The sequence below is a fragment of the Streptomyces sp. NPDC002104 genome (assembly GCF_053593795.1).
Genome location: NZ_JBSFDF010000042.1, coordinates 52,078 through 67,678, shown reverse-complemented (window position 1 = coordinate 67,678; position 15,601 = coordinate 52,078). Strand labels below are relative to the sequence as shown.

The window sequence follows — 15,601 nt, the reverse complement described above, 5'->3', positions numbered from 1 at the left end:
GGTGACCAGCGAAACCACCTCACCCGCCCCGCACGCCTCTCCCGTCCCGCACACCTCTCCCGCCCCGTACGCGGGCGCGGACAGCAGCCCTCAGGCCAGGAGCTTCTCCTTGGCCTTGTCGAACTCCTGCTGGGTCAGGTGGCCGTTCTCCTTGAGGGAGGACAGCTTGGCGAGTTCCTCGGCCGGGCTGCTCCGTGGGCCCGCGGCCTTCTGGACGTAGTCCTGGAAGGCCTTCTCGTTCGCCTGTGCCTGCTTCACGTCGCGTTGGCTCATGCTCTTGCCGCGGACGATCAGGTAGACGAGGACGCCGAGGTAGGGCAACAGCAGTACCAGGATCAGCCAGCCGGCCTTGCCCCAGCCGTGCAGCTCGTGGTCCCTGAAGATGTCAGTGATCACCTTGAACAGCAGGAAGAACCACATGACCCACAGGAAGAGCCACAGCATGGTCCAGAACAGGTTGAGCAGTGGATAGTCGTCCACGCTTCACTCCGATCACATAAGGGACAGATCAATTCATACCGCCTGATTACATGATCCGCACGCGGAGTCGCCGGGCCGCCGCGGCCGCGGGACCATGAATCCATGGAGGAGCGCCCCCTCCCCGGAATCAGCCCCCCGGGCCGGATCGCCGCCCCCGGGGAAGGCGTCGGCCAGGACGAGCTCGCGCTCGCCGCGCGCAACCACGGGCTCCCGCTGGAGGCCATGCGGTACGAGGTCACCCCGGCCGGGCTGCACTACGTACTCGTGCACTACGACATCCCCGACACGGGCCCGGAGGCCGCGGACCCCACCACCGCGACCACCCCCGACACCTGGCGCCTCACCCTCCGCGGCCGCCTCCGCACCCCCCTGGAGCTGGGCCTGAGCGAGCTCCGGGCCCTCCCCTCCGTGACCCACCGGGTCACCATGGAGTGCGCCGGCAACGGGCGGGCCCGGCTGTCCCCGCGGCCGGTCAGCCAGCCCTGGCTGGTGGAGGCGGTGGGAACGGCCGACTGGACGGGGGTGCCGCTGCGCGCGGTGCTCGCCGAGGCCGGGGTGGCCCCGGACGCCGTGGAGGCGGTGTTCACGGGCGCGGACCACGGGGTGGAGCGGGGCGTCGAGCAGGACTACCGGCGCAGCCTGCCGCTGCCCGTCGGCGAGGACGTGCTGCTCGCCCACACGATGAACGGCGGGCCCCTGCCGCCCCAGCACGGACATCCGCTGCGGCTGGTCGTGCCGGGCTGGTACGGGATGGCCCACGTGAAGTGGCTGCGCGACATCGAGCTCGTCGGCGCGGAGTTCGGCGGCTACCAGCAGGCCACGGCCTACCGGTACCGGCAGAGCGCCGAGGAGCCCGGCGAGCCCGTCACCCGGATCGCCCCGCGGGCCCTGCTGATCCCGCCCGGATTCCCCGATTTCATGTCCCGCACCCGGGTCGTCCCGCCCGGCCCCGTCCGGCTCGCCGGGCGCGCCTGGTCGGGCTACGGGCCGGTCGTACGCGTGGAGTTGAGCACCGACGGGGGCGGCGGCTGGGCCGACGCCGAGGTGCTGCCGCAGGGCGGGCACCCGTACGCCTGGCAGGGCTGGCACGCCGACTGGACGGCGCTCCCGGGCCCTCACACCCTCCTGGTCCGCGCCACCGACGCCTCGGGGCGCACGCAGCCGCTGGCGCAGCCGTGGAACCGCGGGGGCTTCGGCAACAACCAGGTCCAGGCCGTCGGCGTCGTGTGCCGCTGAACCCCGTCGGCCAACCCCTTGCCACACCCTCCCCCTTCCCTCGAAACTGACACATCGTCAGATCATTGCGAGGGAACGAGGAAGGGAACCGAGGATGCAGACCATCTGGCTCGGCGGGCCCGAATGGGTCGCCGTTCTGCGGATCGGGCTCGGGCTGTGGTGGCTGGAGAGCTGGCGGCACAAGGACAAGAAGGACTGGTTCGGCGGGGGCGGCATCCGCTGGGCGGCCGGCGTCGCCGAGAAGCACCGCTGGGGCTTCGTCACGCGCGGCTTCGACCTCGTCGTCAAGCCCCACCCGCGCTTCATGGCCTACCTCGTCGCCTACGCCGAACTGGCCCTGGGTCTCGGCCTTGTCGTCGGGTTCCTGACCCCGATAGCCCTGCTCGCCGGGCTGCTGCTCAACCTGGTCTACCTGATCCTGATGATCCACGACTGGGGCGAGCAGGGTCAGAACCTGATGATGGCCCTGATCTCGGGCGTCGCCTTCTTCGCGATGGGCTGGCAGGTCTGGTCCCTGGACCACGCCCTGGGGCTCTTCTAGGCCCCCAGGGGGTGCCGGTCGAGCGGGTTCGCCGCGATGCGCTCCTTCGCGCCGCTCGCCACGTAGGCCGCCGCCGCGCACTGCGGCTTGCGCGCGGCCTGGTCGCTGACCAGGGCGTAGAAGGCGTCGCCGAAGCCGAGGCGCGGGTACTCCGTGAGCAGCGCGGACGTGAAGACGGGGTCGGCGTCGAGGACGCCGACCCCGGAGACGTCCGCGGTCGTACCGATCTGGAGCAGGTGGCTCTCCACGTCCTCCGCGGCCGTGACGTCCTCGCGCATGTGCCGCACGATGATCTCCTCGGCGCGCGCCCGCCGCTCCGCGGGCCAGCCCAGCCCGGCCGTCAGCACGCGTGCGACGTGGCCGCCCGCCTCCTCGAAGGGCAGGGTGTGGCTGTCGAAGGGTGCGGTCAGCCCGAGGTCGTGCACCAGCGCGCTGACGTAGAAGAGCTCGCGGTCGTGGTCGAGCCCGTGCCGGTCCGCGTACTCGGCCCCGAAGGCGTACGACCGGACGGAGTGGTTCAGCAGTGCCGCGTCCGTGTACTCGGAGGCGACCTCCAGCGCGGCCCGGGCCGACGGAGTGTCAAGAGTCCATGCAACGAAGGTCATGGACGGTCACAGTAGGCGGACGCGGAAGTCCACCTCGGAGGGGCCCTCCTCTCCCGGCCAGGCCAGCAGCCGGGCCGGAGCCGGCGGGGTCTCGGCGAGAACGGTGCCGCGCGAGACCACGTACCGCGGGCGGACCTGGCGGCGGACGGCCTCGGTGGGCGATTCGGCCGGCAGCAGCACGAAGGAGGCCGGGTTGCCCTGGCGGACCCCGTACTCCGAGGGCGAGAGGCCCAGCACGCGCGCCGCGCGTTCGGTCACCATCTCGAAGGCCACCGGGATCTCGTCCGCTCCCGTGAGCTGGGCCGCGTAGATCCCGACGAGGGCGGTCTGCAGCGGGTTGCCGGTGCCCAGCGCGTTCCAGGGGTCCATCACGTCGTCGTGGCCGAAGGCCACGTTGACCCCCGCCGCCAGCATCTCCTTGACCTGGGTGAGGCCGCGCCGCTTGGGGTAGGCGTCGAAGCGGCCCTGGAGGTTGAGGTTGGCGAAGGGGTTCGAGACGAGGTTGATGCCGGAACGGGAGAGCAGGCGCTGGAGTTTGAAGCTGTACGCGCCGCCGTAGGAGCCCATCGCCGTCGTGTGCGAGGCGGTGACGTGCCCGCGCAGCCCGGAGCGCAGGGCGTGCGCGGCCAGCACCTCCACGAACCGCGACTGCTCGTCGTCGATCTCGTCGCAGTGCGCGTCCACCCGCAGCCCCTGCTCCTCGGCGAGCCGGAAGGCGACGGCCAGCGAGGCCACCCCGTCCTCCCGGGTGTCCTCGAAGTGCGGGATGGCCCCGACCACGTCGGCCCCGCGCCGGACGGCCTCGCGCAGCAGCTTCTCGCCGCCGGGGAAGGAGACGATGCCCTCCTGCGGGAAGGCGACGATCTGCAGGGTCATGACGTCCCGGACCCGGTCGCGGACCTCCAGCAGCGCGTCGAGCGCGGTCAGCTCCGGGTCGGTGACGTCGCAGTGGGTGCGCACGTGCAGGACGCCCTGCGCCGCCTGCCAGCGCAGCACCTCGGTGGCCCGCGCGATCACGTCCTCGCGGGTCAGGGTCTTCTTGCGCTCGCTCCAGCAGGCGATGCCCTCCCAGAGGGTCCCGGAGGCGTTGGGCCGCGGGTCTCCGGCCGTCAGGGCCGTGTCGAGGTGGATGTGCGGCTCGACGAAGGGCGCGCTGAGCAGCCCGCCGTGCGCCTCGATCAGCACCCCCGTCGCCGGGGGCTCCTTCTGGTCGTCGTACGGGAGCACGCGCGCGATCCGCCCGTCCTCCGCGACCTCGACGTCGTGCAGGCCCGACGTGTACGGGCTGTGCAGCAGCCGGGCGCCCCGGACGATCATCCGCATGGCGCCACCCTACGGCTCACGGGCGGCTCGCCTCCGGGTCAGCCCCGCTTGGCCTGGGCCTTCTGCTGCATGCCCCGGGTCTTCGCGGACACCGACTGGATGTCGCGGACGGCGGCCTTGGCGCGCGCCTCCGCCGCGGTGTTCTTCGCCAGCGCACGCTCCGAGTCGTGGTGGGACGGCTTGCCCGTACGCGCCTTCTTCGCCATGACCGCTGCTCCTCGCCTCGGCGGATCCGTACGCACACCACCCTGCGCCCGTTCGGCCCCCTCGGCATCTCGGGGGACGGGCCGCGGCCGATCCGGTTACATGGGGTGCATGACTGACGCCACCGCCGACACGAACGACGCCCACGGCACCGACCGCGCGAACGACGCCGCCGCGCCCGACTGGGAGAAGCGCTTCCGGGCCCCGCGCGTGGGACTGCCCGAATGGGCCGAGGACGCCCCCGACCGCTCGCTCTTCGTCTCCAACGCCACCGGGACCTACGAGCTCTACACCTGGGACCGCGCCACCGGCGCCCAGCGGCAGGCCACCGACCGGCCGAACGGCACCACCGACGGCACCCTCTCCCCCGACGGCGCGTGGGTCTGGTGGTTCTCCGACACCGACGGCGACGAGTTCGGCACCTGGGTCCGCCAGCCCTTCGCGGGCGGCCCCGACGAGCCGGCCACCCCCGGGCTGGAGGCCTCGTACCCCGCCGGGCTGGCCATCGGGCGGGACGGGACGGCGGTCGTGGGCCGCTCCACCGACGAGGACGGGACCACCATCCACGTGGTCCGGCCCGACGGCACCGAGCCGGCCGTGGTCTACCGGCACCGCGAGTCGGCCGGCGTCGGCGACCTGTCCCGGGACGGCACCCTGCTCGCCGTCGAGCACACCGAGCACGGCGACGCGATGCACTCGGCCCTGCGCGTGATCACCCTGGACGGCGCCACCGTCGCCGAGCTGGACGACTCCAAGGGCGGCACCGAGGAGCTGGGCCTGATGGTGCTCGGCTTCGCGCCCGTCGCCGGGGACACCCGGCTGCTGGTGGGCCACCAGCGGCGCGGCCGGTGGGAGCCGATGGTGTGGGACGTGGCCGCGGGCACCGAGGAGGGGCTCGCCGTCGACCTGCCGGGCGACGTCGGCGCCGAGTGGTACCCCGACGGGTCCGCGCTGCTGATCGAGCACGGCTACGAGGCGCGCAGCGAGCTGTTCCGCTACGACCTGGCCGCGCGGGAACTCGTACGGCTGGACACCCCGCCGGGGACGGTCTCGGGTGCGACGGCACGGCCCGACGGGTCGGTGGAGTACCAGTGGTCCTCCGCGGCCGAGCCCTCCGTCATCCGGTCGACCGCGGGCGGGGTCGTGCTCGACCCTCCCGGTTTCCGGCCGCCGGGCTCCGTACCGGTCGAGGACGTGTGGGTCGAGGGCCCCGGCGGGCGGATCCACGCCCTCGCCCAGCGGCCCGCCGGCCACGGCGACGGCCCCTTCCCCACCGTCTTCGAGATCCACGGCGGGCCCACCTGGCACGACAGCGACGCCTTCGCCGCGACCCCGGCGGCCTGGCTCGACCACGGTTTCGCGGTCGTACGGGTCAACTACCGCGGTTCGACCGGCTACGGACGCGAGTGGACCGACGCCCTGAAGCACCGGGTCGGCCTGATCGAGCTGGAGGACGTCGAAGCCGTACGGGAATGGGCGGTGGCCTCCGGCCTCGCGGACCCGGCGCGCCTCGTCCTGTCCGGCGGCTCCTGGGGCGGCTACCTGACGCTGCTGGGCCTCGGTACGCACCCGGAGGCCTGGGCGGTGGGGCTGGCGGCCGTACCGGTCGCCGACTACGTGACGGCGTACCACGACGAGATGGAGGCGCTGAAGTCCCTGGACCGCACCCTCTTCGGCGGCACCCCGGAGGAGGTCCCGGAGCGTTTCGCGGCCTCCTCGCCGCTGACGTACGTGGACGCGGTGAAGGCGCCCGTGCACATCGCGGCGGGCCTCAACGACCCCCGCTGCCCCATCCAGCAGATCGAGAACTACGTGGACCGGCTGGCGGCGCGCGGGGCGGAGCACGAGGTGTACCGCTACGACGCCGGGCACGGCTCGCTCGTCGTGGAGGAGCGGATCAAGCAGGTCCGGATGGAGATCGACTTCGCGCTGAAGCACCTGCCGCGGTAGTCCGCGCCGGTCCCGGGGACGGCCCCGCGGCGACCCCGCGGCGGCCCCGGGACCGGTGAGCCGGTGCGCCCCCCGTACGGTGGTGGGGTGCACCGGTTTCTCCTGACCCCGCGCTGGTGGGGGATCAACGTCTTCGTCGCGCTCGGCGTTCCCTTCTGCCTGTTCATGGGGACCTGGCAGCTCGGCCGGTTCGAGGACCGCGTCGACACCCACCAGGAGGCGGCCAGCGCACGCCCCGCCGAGCAGGCGGCCGCGCCGCTGGAATCCCTGCTCCCGGTGGACAAGCGGACCTCGGGACGGCTCGCCTCGGTCTCCGGGGAGTACGCCGACCAGCTCCTCGTCCCCGAGCGGCGGCTCGACGGGAAGTCCGGCTTCTACGTCCTGACCCTGCTGAAGACCGACACCGGCAAGGCCGTACCCGTGGTCCGGGGCTGGCTGCCCGGCAGCGCCGACGCGGGCCGGGCCCCGGCCCCGCCGGCCGGCCGGGTCGAGGTGACGGGCGCGCTCCAGGCCTCGGAGAACTCCACCAGCAAGGGCGTCCACTCCGAGGGCGGACTGCCGGCCGGGCAGCTCGGCGTCATCGGGGCGGCCTCGCTGGTCAACATCGTGCCGTACGGCCTGTACGACGCCTGGCTGACCGTGCAGACGCCCGCCGACGGGATGACTCCCGTACCGGCGCAGGCTCCGGCCAACACCGGGCTCGATCTGAAGGCCTTCCAGAACCTCGGCTACACCGGCGAGTGGTTCGTCTTCGCCGCGTTCGTGCTCTTCATGTGGTTCCGGCTGTACCGGCGCGAGGTGGAGACCCTGCGCGACGCGGAGGCGGGCATCCTCGACGCGACCCCGGCGGAGCGGGACCCGGCGGAGCCGGCCCCGGCCGGGGCGGGGTCCACCCAGCCGTAGCGTCCGGGGCCCGGACCGGGCCCCGGTTCCACCTGCCGGGATCCACCTGAGCGGATCTACCTGAGCGGATCTACCTGAGCGGATCTACCTGAGCGGATCTACCTGAGCGGATCTACCTGAGCGGATCCACCTGAGCGGATCTACCTGAGCGGGATGACGCCCGTCCGGTACACCGTTCCGCCGCACGCCTCGGCGATGGTCGTCTGCGTCGTCGGACCGTCCTGCCCCGACGTGTTGGGCGTGTGGGACACCACGGCACCGAGCGGCGGGGCCTCCAGCTGGACCTGGCCGGCGTCGGTGCCCGTCCCGGCGTCCGGGGCGCTCCCGGTGACCTCGCCCGACGCGTTGTCCCCTTCGCCGTTCGCACCGGGACAGCCGCCCTCCGGCGGCACCCATGCGAAGCGGACCTCGTACGACGCGTTCGGCTGGAGCACCAGCTTCAGGGTCTCCACCGAAGGGTCGGGCAGCAGCCCGGTCGCCGGATCGCCCGTGACGTGGTTGACGACCGCGACCCCGGCTCCGCCGTCGACGGCCGGACCGGCCGTCAGGCTCTCCGGACCGCGGACGGTGCAGCCCTTCGAGGACACGTTGGTGACCTTGAAGCTGCCGTAGACCTTGCCGCCGGCCGACGGGGCCCGGGTACTGCCCGCCACCCCGATCTGGCCCTGGGTGCAGTTGGGCACGTCCGAGGGCCCGGGCTGGGGCAGCACACCGCCGCCGACGGTTCCCGTGGCACCGGTTCCGGGGGTCGCGCGGGGCGGGTCGGCGTCCGGCCCGCTGCTCGTGGAGCCGCCGGGCTGGGTCGGCGAGGCGCTGGCGCCGCCGTTCTGCCCGTCCTTGTCCTTGTCCTTGTCCCGGTCCTTGTCCTTGTCGGAGGACCTCTTGGGCTTCGGACGGGTGGAGCCGTTCTGGTGCAGGCCCGACCCGTCGTTCGAGGCGTCGCCGGACTGACCGTGACCCGCCGTGACGGAACGGCCGGAGTCCCCGCCCGCTCCGGAGGTCAGGTGCAGGCCCACCGGTACCGAGCCGCCCAGCACCACCACGGCCGCGGCCGCGGCGACGAGGATCCTGTGGTTGCGGACCCGGCGTGCGGGGACCCCCTTCCGCAGCCGCTCCAGCGCGTCGTCGGAGGGCTCGAGCCCACCGACGACCCCGCGCAGCAGGACGCGCAGCTCGTCCTCCTCACCCAAGGGTTCGGCGGCGGCGGGCGCGGCGGGCGCGGCGGGCTTCACCACGGAGAGCTTGGTGGCCGCGGGCTCGGCGGGCGCCGTGGCGTCGACCTCGGTGTCCGGCGTCTTCGGCTTGCCGAACACGAGCTCCCGCAGGGCCTCCGGACTCCCGGGGGCGGATTCGCCGGCCGGGCCGGGCAGTTCCCGGTCTTCGCCTGCGTTGGTCTTGCGGTCCTCACTCATGACTGCGCAGCCTCCATCGCCACCCGCAGCGCGGCAATGCCCCGCGATCCGTACGCCTTGACCGAACCGAGCGATATGCCGAGGACCTCGGCTACCTGGCTTTCCGTCATGTCAGAGAAGTAGCGCAACGACAGCACCTCGCGCTGGCGTCGCTGGAGCCCGCGCATCGCCTTGATGAGGTCCTCCCGTTCCAGCAGGTCGTACGCGCCTTCCTCGGCGCTCGCCATGTCCGGCATCGGCTTCGACAGGAGCTTCAGGCCGAGGATGCGGCGGCGCAGGGCGGAGCGCGAGAGGTTGACGACGGTCTGGCGCAGGTAGGCCAGCGTCTTTTCCCGGTCCCGGACCTTCTTGCGGGCCGAGTGGACGCGGATGAAGGCCTCCTGGACGACGTCCTCGCAGGAGGCGGTGTCGTCGAGGAGCAGCGCGGCGAGGCCCAGGAGCGAGCGGTAGTGGGCCTGGTAGGTCTCCGTCAGGTGGTCGACGGTGGTCCCCTGGACCACCTCGGCCACCACGGCCGGCTCGGCCACCGCCACCGGCTCGGCCACGGGCTCCGCCACCGTCACCGGCTCGGCCTGCTGCGTGCTCCCGGTGTCCTCCGCGCTGTCGCGGGGTCCGGGCACCCGGCCATCCGTGGCCGGTCCGGACGTACGGACGCCGGACGCGGGCGCCGCGGGCACCCCGGGCAGCAGGGGAGCTCCGGGCGCCGTCGAGGCGGGCGGAACGGGAACGATCACCGGGAGCCCACCGGGCGTACGGGATCGCAGACGCGACGGGATCGGGAGCGTCCCGGTGCGGACCGGACGGACGGGGTAGTCGAGCAATGCTTCTGCCACGCCAGTTGGACTCGCGTCCCCCCGTGAGGGTTGTACGCGCACGGCAGATTCATCGGCGGGATTCTCATCGTCTTCTTGCGTAGCCGCACACCCGGGTACGCGTCGTCGTACGACGACAGCCGTCGGGCCATCACCTCGATCAAGGGATTAACGATGATCCTACAAACTGAAGGAGCTAAATCCAGCCGCGATGAGCTCCGCATTTTGTGTGGCATTCAGCGCAGCACCCTGGCGGAGGTTGTCCGCGCAGACGAAGAACTCCAGCGCGTGCGGGTCGTCGAGCGAGCGCCGCACCCGCCCCACCCAGGCGGGATCCGTTCCCGCGGCGTCCGAGGGCGTGGGGAACTCCCCCGCGGCCGGGTCGTCCACGAGGACCACTCCGGGCGCCGATTCGAGGATCTCCCGGGCGTGCGCCGCCTCGACGACGGACTCGAACCCGGCCCGTACGGTCAGTGAGTGCCCGGTCAGTACGGGTACCTGGACGCAGGTCACGGACACCGGCAGCTCCGCCAGGTCCAGGATCCGGCGCACTTGGGCCCGTACGGCCAGTTCGTGCGAGGACCAGCCGTCCTCGCGCAGCTCACCGGACCACGGCACCACGCTGAGCGCGAGCGGACCCGCGAAGGGCCCGGTGTCCTCGCCCACGGCCCGGCGCACGTCCCCGGGCTGCTCCCCCAGGGAGCTGCCGGCGACGAGGGACAGCTGGCGGCGCAGCGCCTCCGAGCCGGCCCGGCCGGCCGCGCTCGCGGCCTGGTAGGTGGAGACGGCCAGCTCGGCCAGCGCGTACTCGGCGTGCAGCGCGCCCAGCGCCGCGATCATCGCGGCGGTCACGCAGTCGGGCCCGGCGACGATCCCCCGCGGCCGGATCCGGGCGGCGTGCCCGTTCACCTCGGGCACCACGAGCGGCACGTCGGGGTCGTCGCGGAAGGCCGCGGACTGGTCCACGACGACGGCTCCGCGTGCGGTGACGACGGGAGCCCACCGGGCCGAGACCTCGGCCGGGGTCAGGAAGAGGGCGATGTCGCCCGCCCCGAGGCCGTCGAAGGCGTCCTCGGTGAGGGCGAGCACCTCGGTCTCCGTACCGCGCACGGTCAGCCTGCGGCCGGCCGAGCGCGAGGAGGCGATCAGGCGTACGTCGCCCCAGACGTCGGCCCGCTGGGACAGCATCTGGAGCAGGACGGAGCCGACGGCTCCGGTCGCCCCGACCACGGCGAGTGCCGGAGCCGGGGCCGACCGGGCCTCGGACGGGATCAACGTCCCGTGCCGCCGTAGACGACGGCTTCGTCGCCGTTGTCGGAGTCGAGCCCGAAGGCCGTGTGCACGGCGCGGACCGCTTCGTTGACGTCGTCCTGGCGGGTCACGACCGAGATGCGGATCTCCGAGGTGGAGATGAGCTCGATGTTGACGCCCGCGTCGGACAGCGCCTGGAAGAACGAGGCGGTGACGCCCGGGTTGGTCTTCATGCCCGCGCCGACCAGGGAGATCTTGCCGATCTGGTCGTCGTAGCGCAGGGAGTCGAAGCCGATGGTGCCCTTCGCCTTCTCCAGGGCGTCGATGGCCTTGTGGCCCTCGGCCTTGGGAAGGGTGAAGGAGATGTCCGTGAGGCCGGTGGAGGCCGCGGACACGTTCTGCACGATCATGTCGATGTTGATCTCGGCGTCCGCGATGGCGCGGAAGATGGCCGCGGCCTCACCCGGCTTGTCCGGTACGCCGACGACCGTGATCTTGGCTTCGGAGACGTCGTGAGCGACTCCGGAGATGATGGCGTGCTCCACCGGCTCGTCCCCTTGCGGATTCTCGTTGCTGACCCAGGTGCCCGGCAGTCCCGAGAAGGACGAGCGGACGTGGATCGGGATGTTGTAGCGGCGCGCGTACTCGACGCAGCGGTGCAGCAGCACCTTGGAGCCGGAGGCCGCGAGCTCCAGCATGTCCTCGGAGTTGATCCAGTCGATCTTCCGGGCCTTCTTCACGACGCGGGGGTCCGCGGTGAAGACGCCGTCGACATCGGTGTAGATCTCGCAGACCTCGGCGTCCAGCGCCGCGGCGAGCGCGACGGCGGTCGTGTCCGAGCCGCCCCGGCCGAGGGTGGTGATGTCCTTGCTGTCCGCCGACACACCCTGGAAGCCGGCGACGATGGCGATGTTGCCCTCGTCCAGCGCGGTGCGGATACGGCCCGGCGTGACATCGATGATGCGCGCTTTGTTGTGGACCGAGTCGGTGATGACGCCTGCCTGGCTGCCGGTGAACGACTGGGCCTCGTGGCCCAGGTTTTTGATCGCCATGGCCAGCAGGGCCATGGAGATCCGCTCTCCGGCGGTCAGCAGCATGTCGAATTCGCGCCCGGCAGGCATCGGGGACACCTGCTCGGCGAGATCGATCAGCTCGTCCGTCGTGTCGCCCATCGCGGAAACCACGACGACCACTTGGTGGCCGTTCTTCTTGGCATCCACGATCCGCTTGGCAACACGCTTGATGCCTTCGGCATCGGCTACGGAGGAGCCTCCGTACTTCTGCACGACAAGGCCCACGTGCGCTCCTCGCTCAGTCCGTCTCATTGCTGGTGCAGTCTAACGAGAGGTCGCCATACGACCGCCTCGTACCACATCATGAGACGAAAGGATCAGCAGACGGGTTCCCCCGCCGATGGGATTCCGGGTGGATTTCGGCGGATGTCACCGCCGGCCGAGTTGGCCGAGCTCCTCCGCCATGACCTGGCCTGCCTGCTCCGCGAGCTCGTCCTCCGCCAGGTCCTCGTCCGTGTCCAGCCCGTCCAGGGCGGCCAGCGGCTGGTCGAGCCGGACGTGCGCGATCAGCGACTGCAGGGCGCGCAGCGTGGCCGATGCCGTCGGACCCCAGTTGGTGAAGTACGAGAACTGCCACCACCACAGCGCCTCGGTGATCCGGCCCGCCTGGTGGTGGATGAGGCCGTGCCGCAGGTCGGCGACCATGTCGGCCAGGTCGTCGGAGATCCGGTGCGGGACGGGCGCCTTGCGCGGCTCGTAGGGGTCGAAGACCTCCGAGTACACGTCGACCGGCTCCAGCATCACGGAGAACCGCTCGCGCAGGTCCTCCACGTCCGGCTCCGGGCCCAGGTCGGGCTCGTAGCGCTCGTCGGGCAGGACGTCCTGGTACGCGCCCAGCCGGCCGCCCGCCAGCAGCAGCTGGGACACCTCCAGGAGGAGGAAGGGCACCGCGCTGTCCGGGTCCTCGCCCTTGGCCACCTCGGTGACCGCGACGATGAAGGACTCGATCTGGTCCGCGATCGAAGCCGCGAAATCGTCCGGATCCAGTCCCAGGGCGTGCAGCGTTGCGTCAGACATCGAGAAGTCGCCTTCCTTCAAAGGCCCGCCCCAGCGTGACCTCGTCCGCGTACTCCAGATCTCCCCCGACGGGGAGCCCGCTGGCCAGGCGGGTGACCTTGAGGCCCATGGGCTTCATCATGCGGGCGAGGTAGGTGGCGGTCGCCTCGCCCTCCAGGTTCGGGTCGGTCGCGATGATCAGCTCGGTGACCGAACCGTCCGCGAGCCGCGCCAGCAGCTCCCGGATGCGCAGATCGTCCGGTCCGACGCCCTCGATCGGGCTGATCGCACCGCCGAGGACGTGGTACCGGCCCCGGAACTCGCGGGTCCGCTCGATCGCGACGACGTCCTTCGACTCCTCGACCACACAGATGACCGTCAGATCGCGGCGCGGATCGCGGCAGATGTTGCACCGCTCCTCCTGCGCCACGTTCCCGCACACCGCGCAGAACCGGACCTTGTCCTTGACCTCCAGCAGCGCGTGCGCGAGGCGGCGGACATCGGTGGGCTCGGCCTGCAGGATGTGGAAGGCGATCCGCTGCGCGCTCTTGGGCCCGACGCCGGGCAGCCTGCCCAGTTCGTCGATCAGGTCCTGGACCACGCCTTCGTACAACGGACTGCCTTCTTTCGGTACGGGAGGAATACCGAGCCGGCCGGGGAAGGCGGCTCGGGAAGGGGGCTAGAACGGCAGGCCGGGGATACCGCTGCCGCCGCCCAGGCCCTGCGCCAGCGGGCCCAGCTTCTGCTGCTGGAGCGCCTGCGCGTTCTCGTTGGCCGCCTGGACCGCCGCGACCACCAGGTCCGCGAGCGTCTCGCTGTCCTCGGGGTCCACGGCCTTCGGGTCGATCACCAGCGCGCGCAGTTCACCGGAACCGTTGACGGTCGCCTTCACCAGGCCGCCGCCGGCCTGGCCCTCGACCTCGGTGCGCGCCAGCTCGTCCTGCGCCACCGCGAGGTCCTGCTGCATCTTCTGGGCCTGCTGGAGCAGCTGCTGCATGTCGGGCATGCCACCACCGGGAATCACAGGTCACTCACTCCGTAGCGTCGGGCCAAGCGCCGGCGGCTTGGTCAATCCGAGCCTACGTGCTCCCCGGGCGCCGCGCCCTACGCCGTGAGGACCAACTCTTTCGAGTGAGGGAGCGGGCCTGCGCGTACCTGATGACGCCCCCCTTGCGGGCGGAAATCCCGGGAATCGTCGCCCATCGCGTCTCATTCGAAGGTAGGAAGAGCATGCGCATCATTGCGCACACGCGCACCACCACACGTTCAGCGCAGGCAAGAGGGAGTGCCCGGGTGAGTCAGCCGGAGATGCAGCCCGAGGGGCCACCCCGGGATCCCGCTGAGGACGGCGACCTTACCGGCCGGCCGTTTCCTCTCGGGGACTGGGGCGAGCCCGCCGAGCGGCTCGACGAGCTCTACCGACGGGTCGAGGCCGATGCGCTGCGCACCGCCGAGTGGTACCTGTCGGACCGGGCGTGGAAGCGCCGGGGGGCCCGGATCCTGCGGATCGGGGCCGCCGCCGGCGCGGTCACGGGCGCCGCGATGCCGCTGCTGGAGCTGACCGGCTCGCTGCCGGGAGCGGCCTCGTACGGCTATCTCGCGCTGCTCCTGGGCGCGGCCTGCCTGGCCTGCGACCGGTTCTTCGGCCTGACCTCCGGCTGGATGCGGGACGTGGCGACGGCGCAGGCCGTGCAGCGGCGGCTGCAGACCCTGCAGTTCGACTGGGCCACGGAGAACGTGCGCGAGATCCTCGGCCCGACGGAGGGCACCGCCAGCGAGGCCGCGGAGCGGTGTCTGACCGTGCTGCGGCGCTTTTCGGAGGACGTGACGGAGCTCGTGCGCTCCGAGACGGCGGAGTGGATGGTCGAGTTCAGCTCCGGCCCCGCCCCGCTGGTCATGCAGTCCCTGGGCGCGGGCGGATCCCGCTCGGAGGCGTACGTCCCGCCGGCCCGCTTCCCGCTCCCCCCGGGCACCCGCCCGAACATGCCCCGGCAGAGACCGCCGGAGCAGCCGCGCTGAAGGGGGACGGGGCCGGTTCCACCGCGTGGAACCGGCCCCGTCGTACGGACCCTGCGGGGCCCCGTCAGGGGCGGGATCCCCGTCAGCTGAAGATGATCATCGAGCCCTGGCCGAGGCTCCGGGTGGCCGCCGCGTGCAGGCCCAGCCATACGTGCCGCTCCCGCGCGAAGGGGCTGTCGTCGTACGGGATCGGCCCGGCCGGCTCCTCCAGCGACGTCGGCCGCCCCGGGGGCGCGGGCGCCAGCGGCGGGTTCAGGGGGTCTATCCCGATCGCGGGAGCCACCACCGCCAGCTCGCGCAGCAGGCCCTGCGCCGACCCCAGCGGCCCGCCCCCGGCCAGCAGCTCCTCATTGGCCAGCGGGTGCGCGAAGTCCACGGGGACGTAGGCCCCCGCGTGGTCGTAGTGCCACACCAGGTGCGACTGCTGAGCCGTCGGCTCGAACATCTCCAGCAGTTGCTCGTAGTCCCCGCCCAGCTCGTCCACCGGCGTCACCGGCAGCCCGCAGATCTGGAGCAGGTACGCCCGCCGCAGGAAGTGCAGGGCGTCGTAGTCGAAACCGGCCACCGGGGCGACGTCCCCGGACAGCCCCGGCATGTAGGCGAACACCGGCACGGACGGCAGTCCGGCCTCGCCCAGCGCCTTGTCGTACGAGGCGATCTCTTCCGCGAAGGGGTTGTCGGGGCTGTGGCACAGCACGTCGACAAGGGGGACCAGCCACAGGTCACAGGCCACTCGGCCTCCGATCAGTCGTTGCCGCCGATCGGGCCAGCGTAATGCGCCGGACACGCTCAGCGA

At 72.1% G+C, this 15,601-nt stretch carries 17 protein-coding genes; 5 read left to right on the top strand and 12 right to left on the bottom strand.

Annotated elements, in window-relative coordinates; all coding sequences use genetic code 11:
• Positions 1-90: 90 nt before the first annotated feature.
• A complete protein-coding gene (locus tag ACWCP2_RS28635) occupies positions 91-480 on the bottom strand; it encodes an SHOCT domain-containing protein (RefSeq protein WP_450911460.1) in 390 nt (129 codons plus the stop codon).
• A 102-nt stretch (positions 481-582) separates the two neighbouring features.
• Between ACWCP2_RS28635 and ACWCP2_RS28630 the strand changes: the two genes are divergently transcribed.
• Together ACWCP2_RS28630 and ACWCP2_RS28625 are read left to right on the top strand one after the other, a co-directional pair.
• A complete protein-coding gene (locus tag ACWCP2_RS28630) occupies positions 583-1,716 on the top strand; it encodes a sulfite oxidase (protein ID WP_450911459.1) in 1,134 nt (377 codons plus the stop codon).
• A gap of 94 nt (positions 1,717-1,810) precedes the next feature.
• Positions 1,811-2,257, top strand: a complete 447-nt coding sequence (locus ACWCP2_RS28625; RefSeq protein WP_450911458.1) for a DoxX family protein — start codon at positions 1,811-1,813, stop codon at positions 2,255-2,257.
• On the opposite strand, the gene ACWCP2_RS28620 is transcribed toward ACWCP2_RS28625, so the two are convergent.
• The 3 genes from ACWCP2_RS28620 to ACWCP2_RS28610 are packed head-to-tail and all read right to left on the bottom strand — an operon-like array spanning position 2,254 to position 4,391.
• Positions 2,254-2,862, bottom strand: coding sequence for an HD domain-containing protein (locus ACWCP2_RS28620; protein ID WP_450911457.1), 609 nt, complete (start codon positions 2,860-2,862; stop codon positions 2,254-2,256). The genes ACWCP2_RS28625 and ACWCP2_RS28620 overlap by 4 nt on opposite strands.
• 6 nt (positions 2,863-2,868) lie before the next feature.
• Positions 2,869-4,185, bottom strand: coding sequence for a cytosine deaminase (codA, locus tag ACWCP2_RS28615; RefSeq protein WP_450911456.1), 1,317 nt, complete (start codon positions 4,183-4,185; stop codon positions 2,869-2,871).
• Between the two features lie 38 nt (positions 4,186-4,223).
• The gene (locus ACWCP2_RS28610) at positions 4,224-4,391 is read right to left on the bottom strand and encodes a hypothetical protein (RefSeq protein ID WP_450911455.1); all 168 of its coding nucleotides are present in this window, start codon (positions 4,389-4,391) and stop codon (positions 4,224-4,226) included.
• 109 nt (positions 4,392-4,500) lie between these two features.
• Here ACWCP2_RS28610 and ACWCP2_RS28605 point away from each other — a divergent pair, with 109 nt between their 5' ends.
• Both ACWCP2_RS28605 and ACWCP2_RS28600 read left to right on the top strand, forming a co-directional pair.
• Positions 4,501-6,339: a prolyl oligopeptidase family serine peptidase gene (locus ACWCP2_RS28605; RefSeq protein WP_450911454.1), complete on the top strand. Its 1,839-nt coding sequence runs from the start codon at positions 4,501-4,503 to the stop codon at positions 6,337-6,339.
• A gap of 87 nt (positions 6,340-6,426) precedes the next feature.
• Positions 6,427-7,242 carry an SURF1 family protein gene (locus tag ACWCP2_RS28600; RefSeq protein ID WP_450911453.1) on the top strand — a complete coding sequence of 272 codons (816 nt, stop codon included), beginning with the start codon at positions 6,427-6,429 and terminating at the stop codon, positions 7,240-7,242.
• A 140-nt stretch (positions 7,243-7,382) separates the two neighbouring features.
• Here ACWCP2_RS28600 and ACWCP2_RS28595 read toward each other — a convergent pair whose 3' ends face one another.
• The 7 genes from ACWCP2_RS28595 to ACWCP2_RS28565 all read right to left on the bottom strand — a co-directional run bounded on the left by ACWCP2_RS28595 (position 7,383) and on the right by ACWCP2_RS28565 (position 13,810).
• Positions 7,383-8,654, bottom strand: coding sequence for a hypothetical protein (locus ACWCP2_RS28595; protein WP_450911452.1), 1,272 nt, complete (start codon positions 8,652-8,654; stop codon positions 7,383-7,385).
• On the bottom strand, positions 8,651-9,430 hold the full coding sequence (locus tag ACWCP2_RS28590) for a SigE family RNA polymerase sigma factor (RefSeq protein WP_450911464.1): 780 nt from the start codon (positions 9,428-9,430) through the stop codon (positions 8,651-8,653). The genes ACWCP2_RS28595 and ACWCP2_RS28590 overlap by 4 nt, the downstream gene beginning before the upstream one ends.
• A 216-nt stretch (positions 9,431-9,646) precedes the next feature.
• A complete protein-coding gene (locus ACWCP2_RS28585; protein WP_450911451.1) occupies positions 9,647-10,741 on the bottom strand; it encodes an aspartate-semialdehyde dehydrogenase in 1,095 nt (364 codons plus the stop codon).
• Positions 10,738-12,015, bottom strand: coding sequence for an aspartate kinase (locus ACWCP2_RS28580; RefSeq protein ID WP_266879870.1), 1,278 nt, complete (start codon positions 12,013-12,015; stop codon positions 10,738-10,740). Before ACWCP2_RS28580 ends, ACWCP2_RS28585 begins: the two co-directional genes overlap by 4 nt.
• Positions 12,016-12,159: 144 nt before the next feature.
• On the bottom strand, positions 12,160-12,807 hold the full coding sequence (locus ACWCP2_RS28575; RefSeq protein WP_266879868.1) for a DUF5063 domain-containing protein: 648 nt from the start codon (positions 12,805-12,807) through the stop codon (positions 12,160-12,162).
• Positions 12,800-13,399: a recombination mediator RecR gene (recR, locus tag ACWCP2_RS28570; protein WP_243330636.1), complete on the bottom strand. Its 600-nt coding sequence runs from the start codon at positions 13,397-13,399 to the stop codon at positions 12,800-12,802. The genes ACWCP2_RS28575 and recR overlap by 8 nt, the downstream gene beginning before the upstream one ends.
• 66 nt (positions 13,400-13,465) lie before the next feature.
• Positions 13,466-13,810, bottom strand: a complete 345-nt coding sequence (locus ACWCP2_RS28565) for a YbaB/EbfC family nucleoid-associated protein (RefSeq protein ID WP_450911450.1) — start codon at positions 13,808-13,810, stop codon at positions 13,466-13,468.
• 269 nt (positions 13,811-14,079) lie between these two features.
• Between ACWCP2_RS28565 and ACWCP2_RS28560 the strand changes: the two genes are divergently transcribed.
• Complete coding sequence (locus ACWCP2_RS28560) at positions 14,080-14,805, top strand: SLATT domain-containing protein (RefSeq protein ID WP_450911449.1); 726 nt, start codon at positions 14,080-14,082, stop codon at positions 14,803-14,805.
• An 82-nt stretch (positions 14,806-14,887) separates the two neighbouring features.
• On the opposite strand, the gene ACWCP2_RS28555 is transcribed toward ACWCP2_RS28560, so the two are convergent.
• The gene (locus ACWCP2_RS28555) at positions 14,888-15,538 is read right to left on the bottom strand and encodes a hypothetical protein (protein ID WP_450911448.1); all 651 of its coding nucleotides are present in this window, start codon (positions 15,536-15,538) and stop codon (positions 14,888-14,890) included.
• Positions 15,539-15,601: the final 63 nt, after the last annotated feature.

Excerpts from the sequence above, each read along its gene's own strand:
- ACWCP2_RS28605 (WP_450911454.1), top strand. The coding sequence starts at position 4,501 with ATGACTGACGCCACCGCCGACACGAACGACGCCCACGGCACCGACCGC.
- ACWCP2_RS28630 (WP_450911459.1), top strand. The coding sequence starts at position 583 with ATGGAGGAGCGCCCCCTCCCCGGAATCAGCCCCCCGGGCCGGATCGCC.
- codA (WP_450911456.1), bottom strand. The coding sequence starts at position 4,185 with ATGCGGATGATCGTCCGGGGCGCCCGGCTGCTGCACAGCCCGTACACG.
- ACWCP2_RS28575 (WP_266879868.1), bottom strand. The coding sequence starts at position 12,807 with ATGTCTGACGCAACGCTGCACGCCCTGGGACTGGATCCGGACGATTTC.
- ACWCP2_RS28610 (WP_450911455.1), bottom strand. The coding sequence starts at position 4,391 with ATGGCGAAGAAGGCGCGTACGGGCAAGCCGTCCCACCACGACTCGGAG.
- ACWCP2_RS28620 (WP_450911457.1), bottom strand. The coding sequence starts at position 2,862 with ATGACCTTCGTTGCATGGACTCTTGACACTCCGTCGGCCCGGGCCGCG.
- ACWCP2_RS28625 (WP_450911458.1), top strand. The coding sequence starts at position 1,811 with ATGCAGACCATCTGGCTCGGCGGGCCCGAATGGGTCGCCGTTCTGCGG.
- ACWCP2_RS28595 (WP_450911452.1), bottom strand. The coding sequence starts at position 8,654 with ATGAGTGAGGACCGCAAGACCAACGCAGGCGAAGACCGGGAACTGCCC.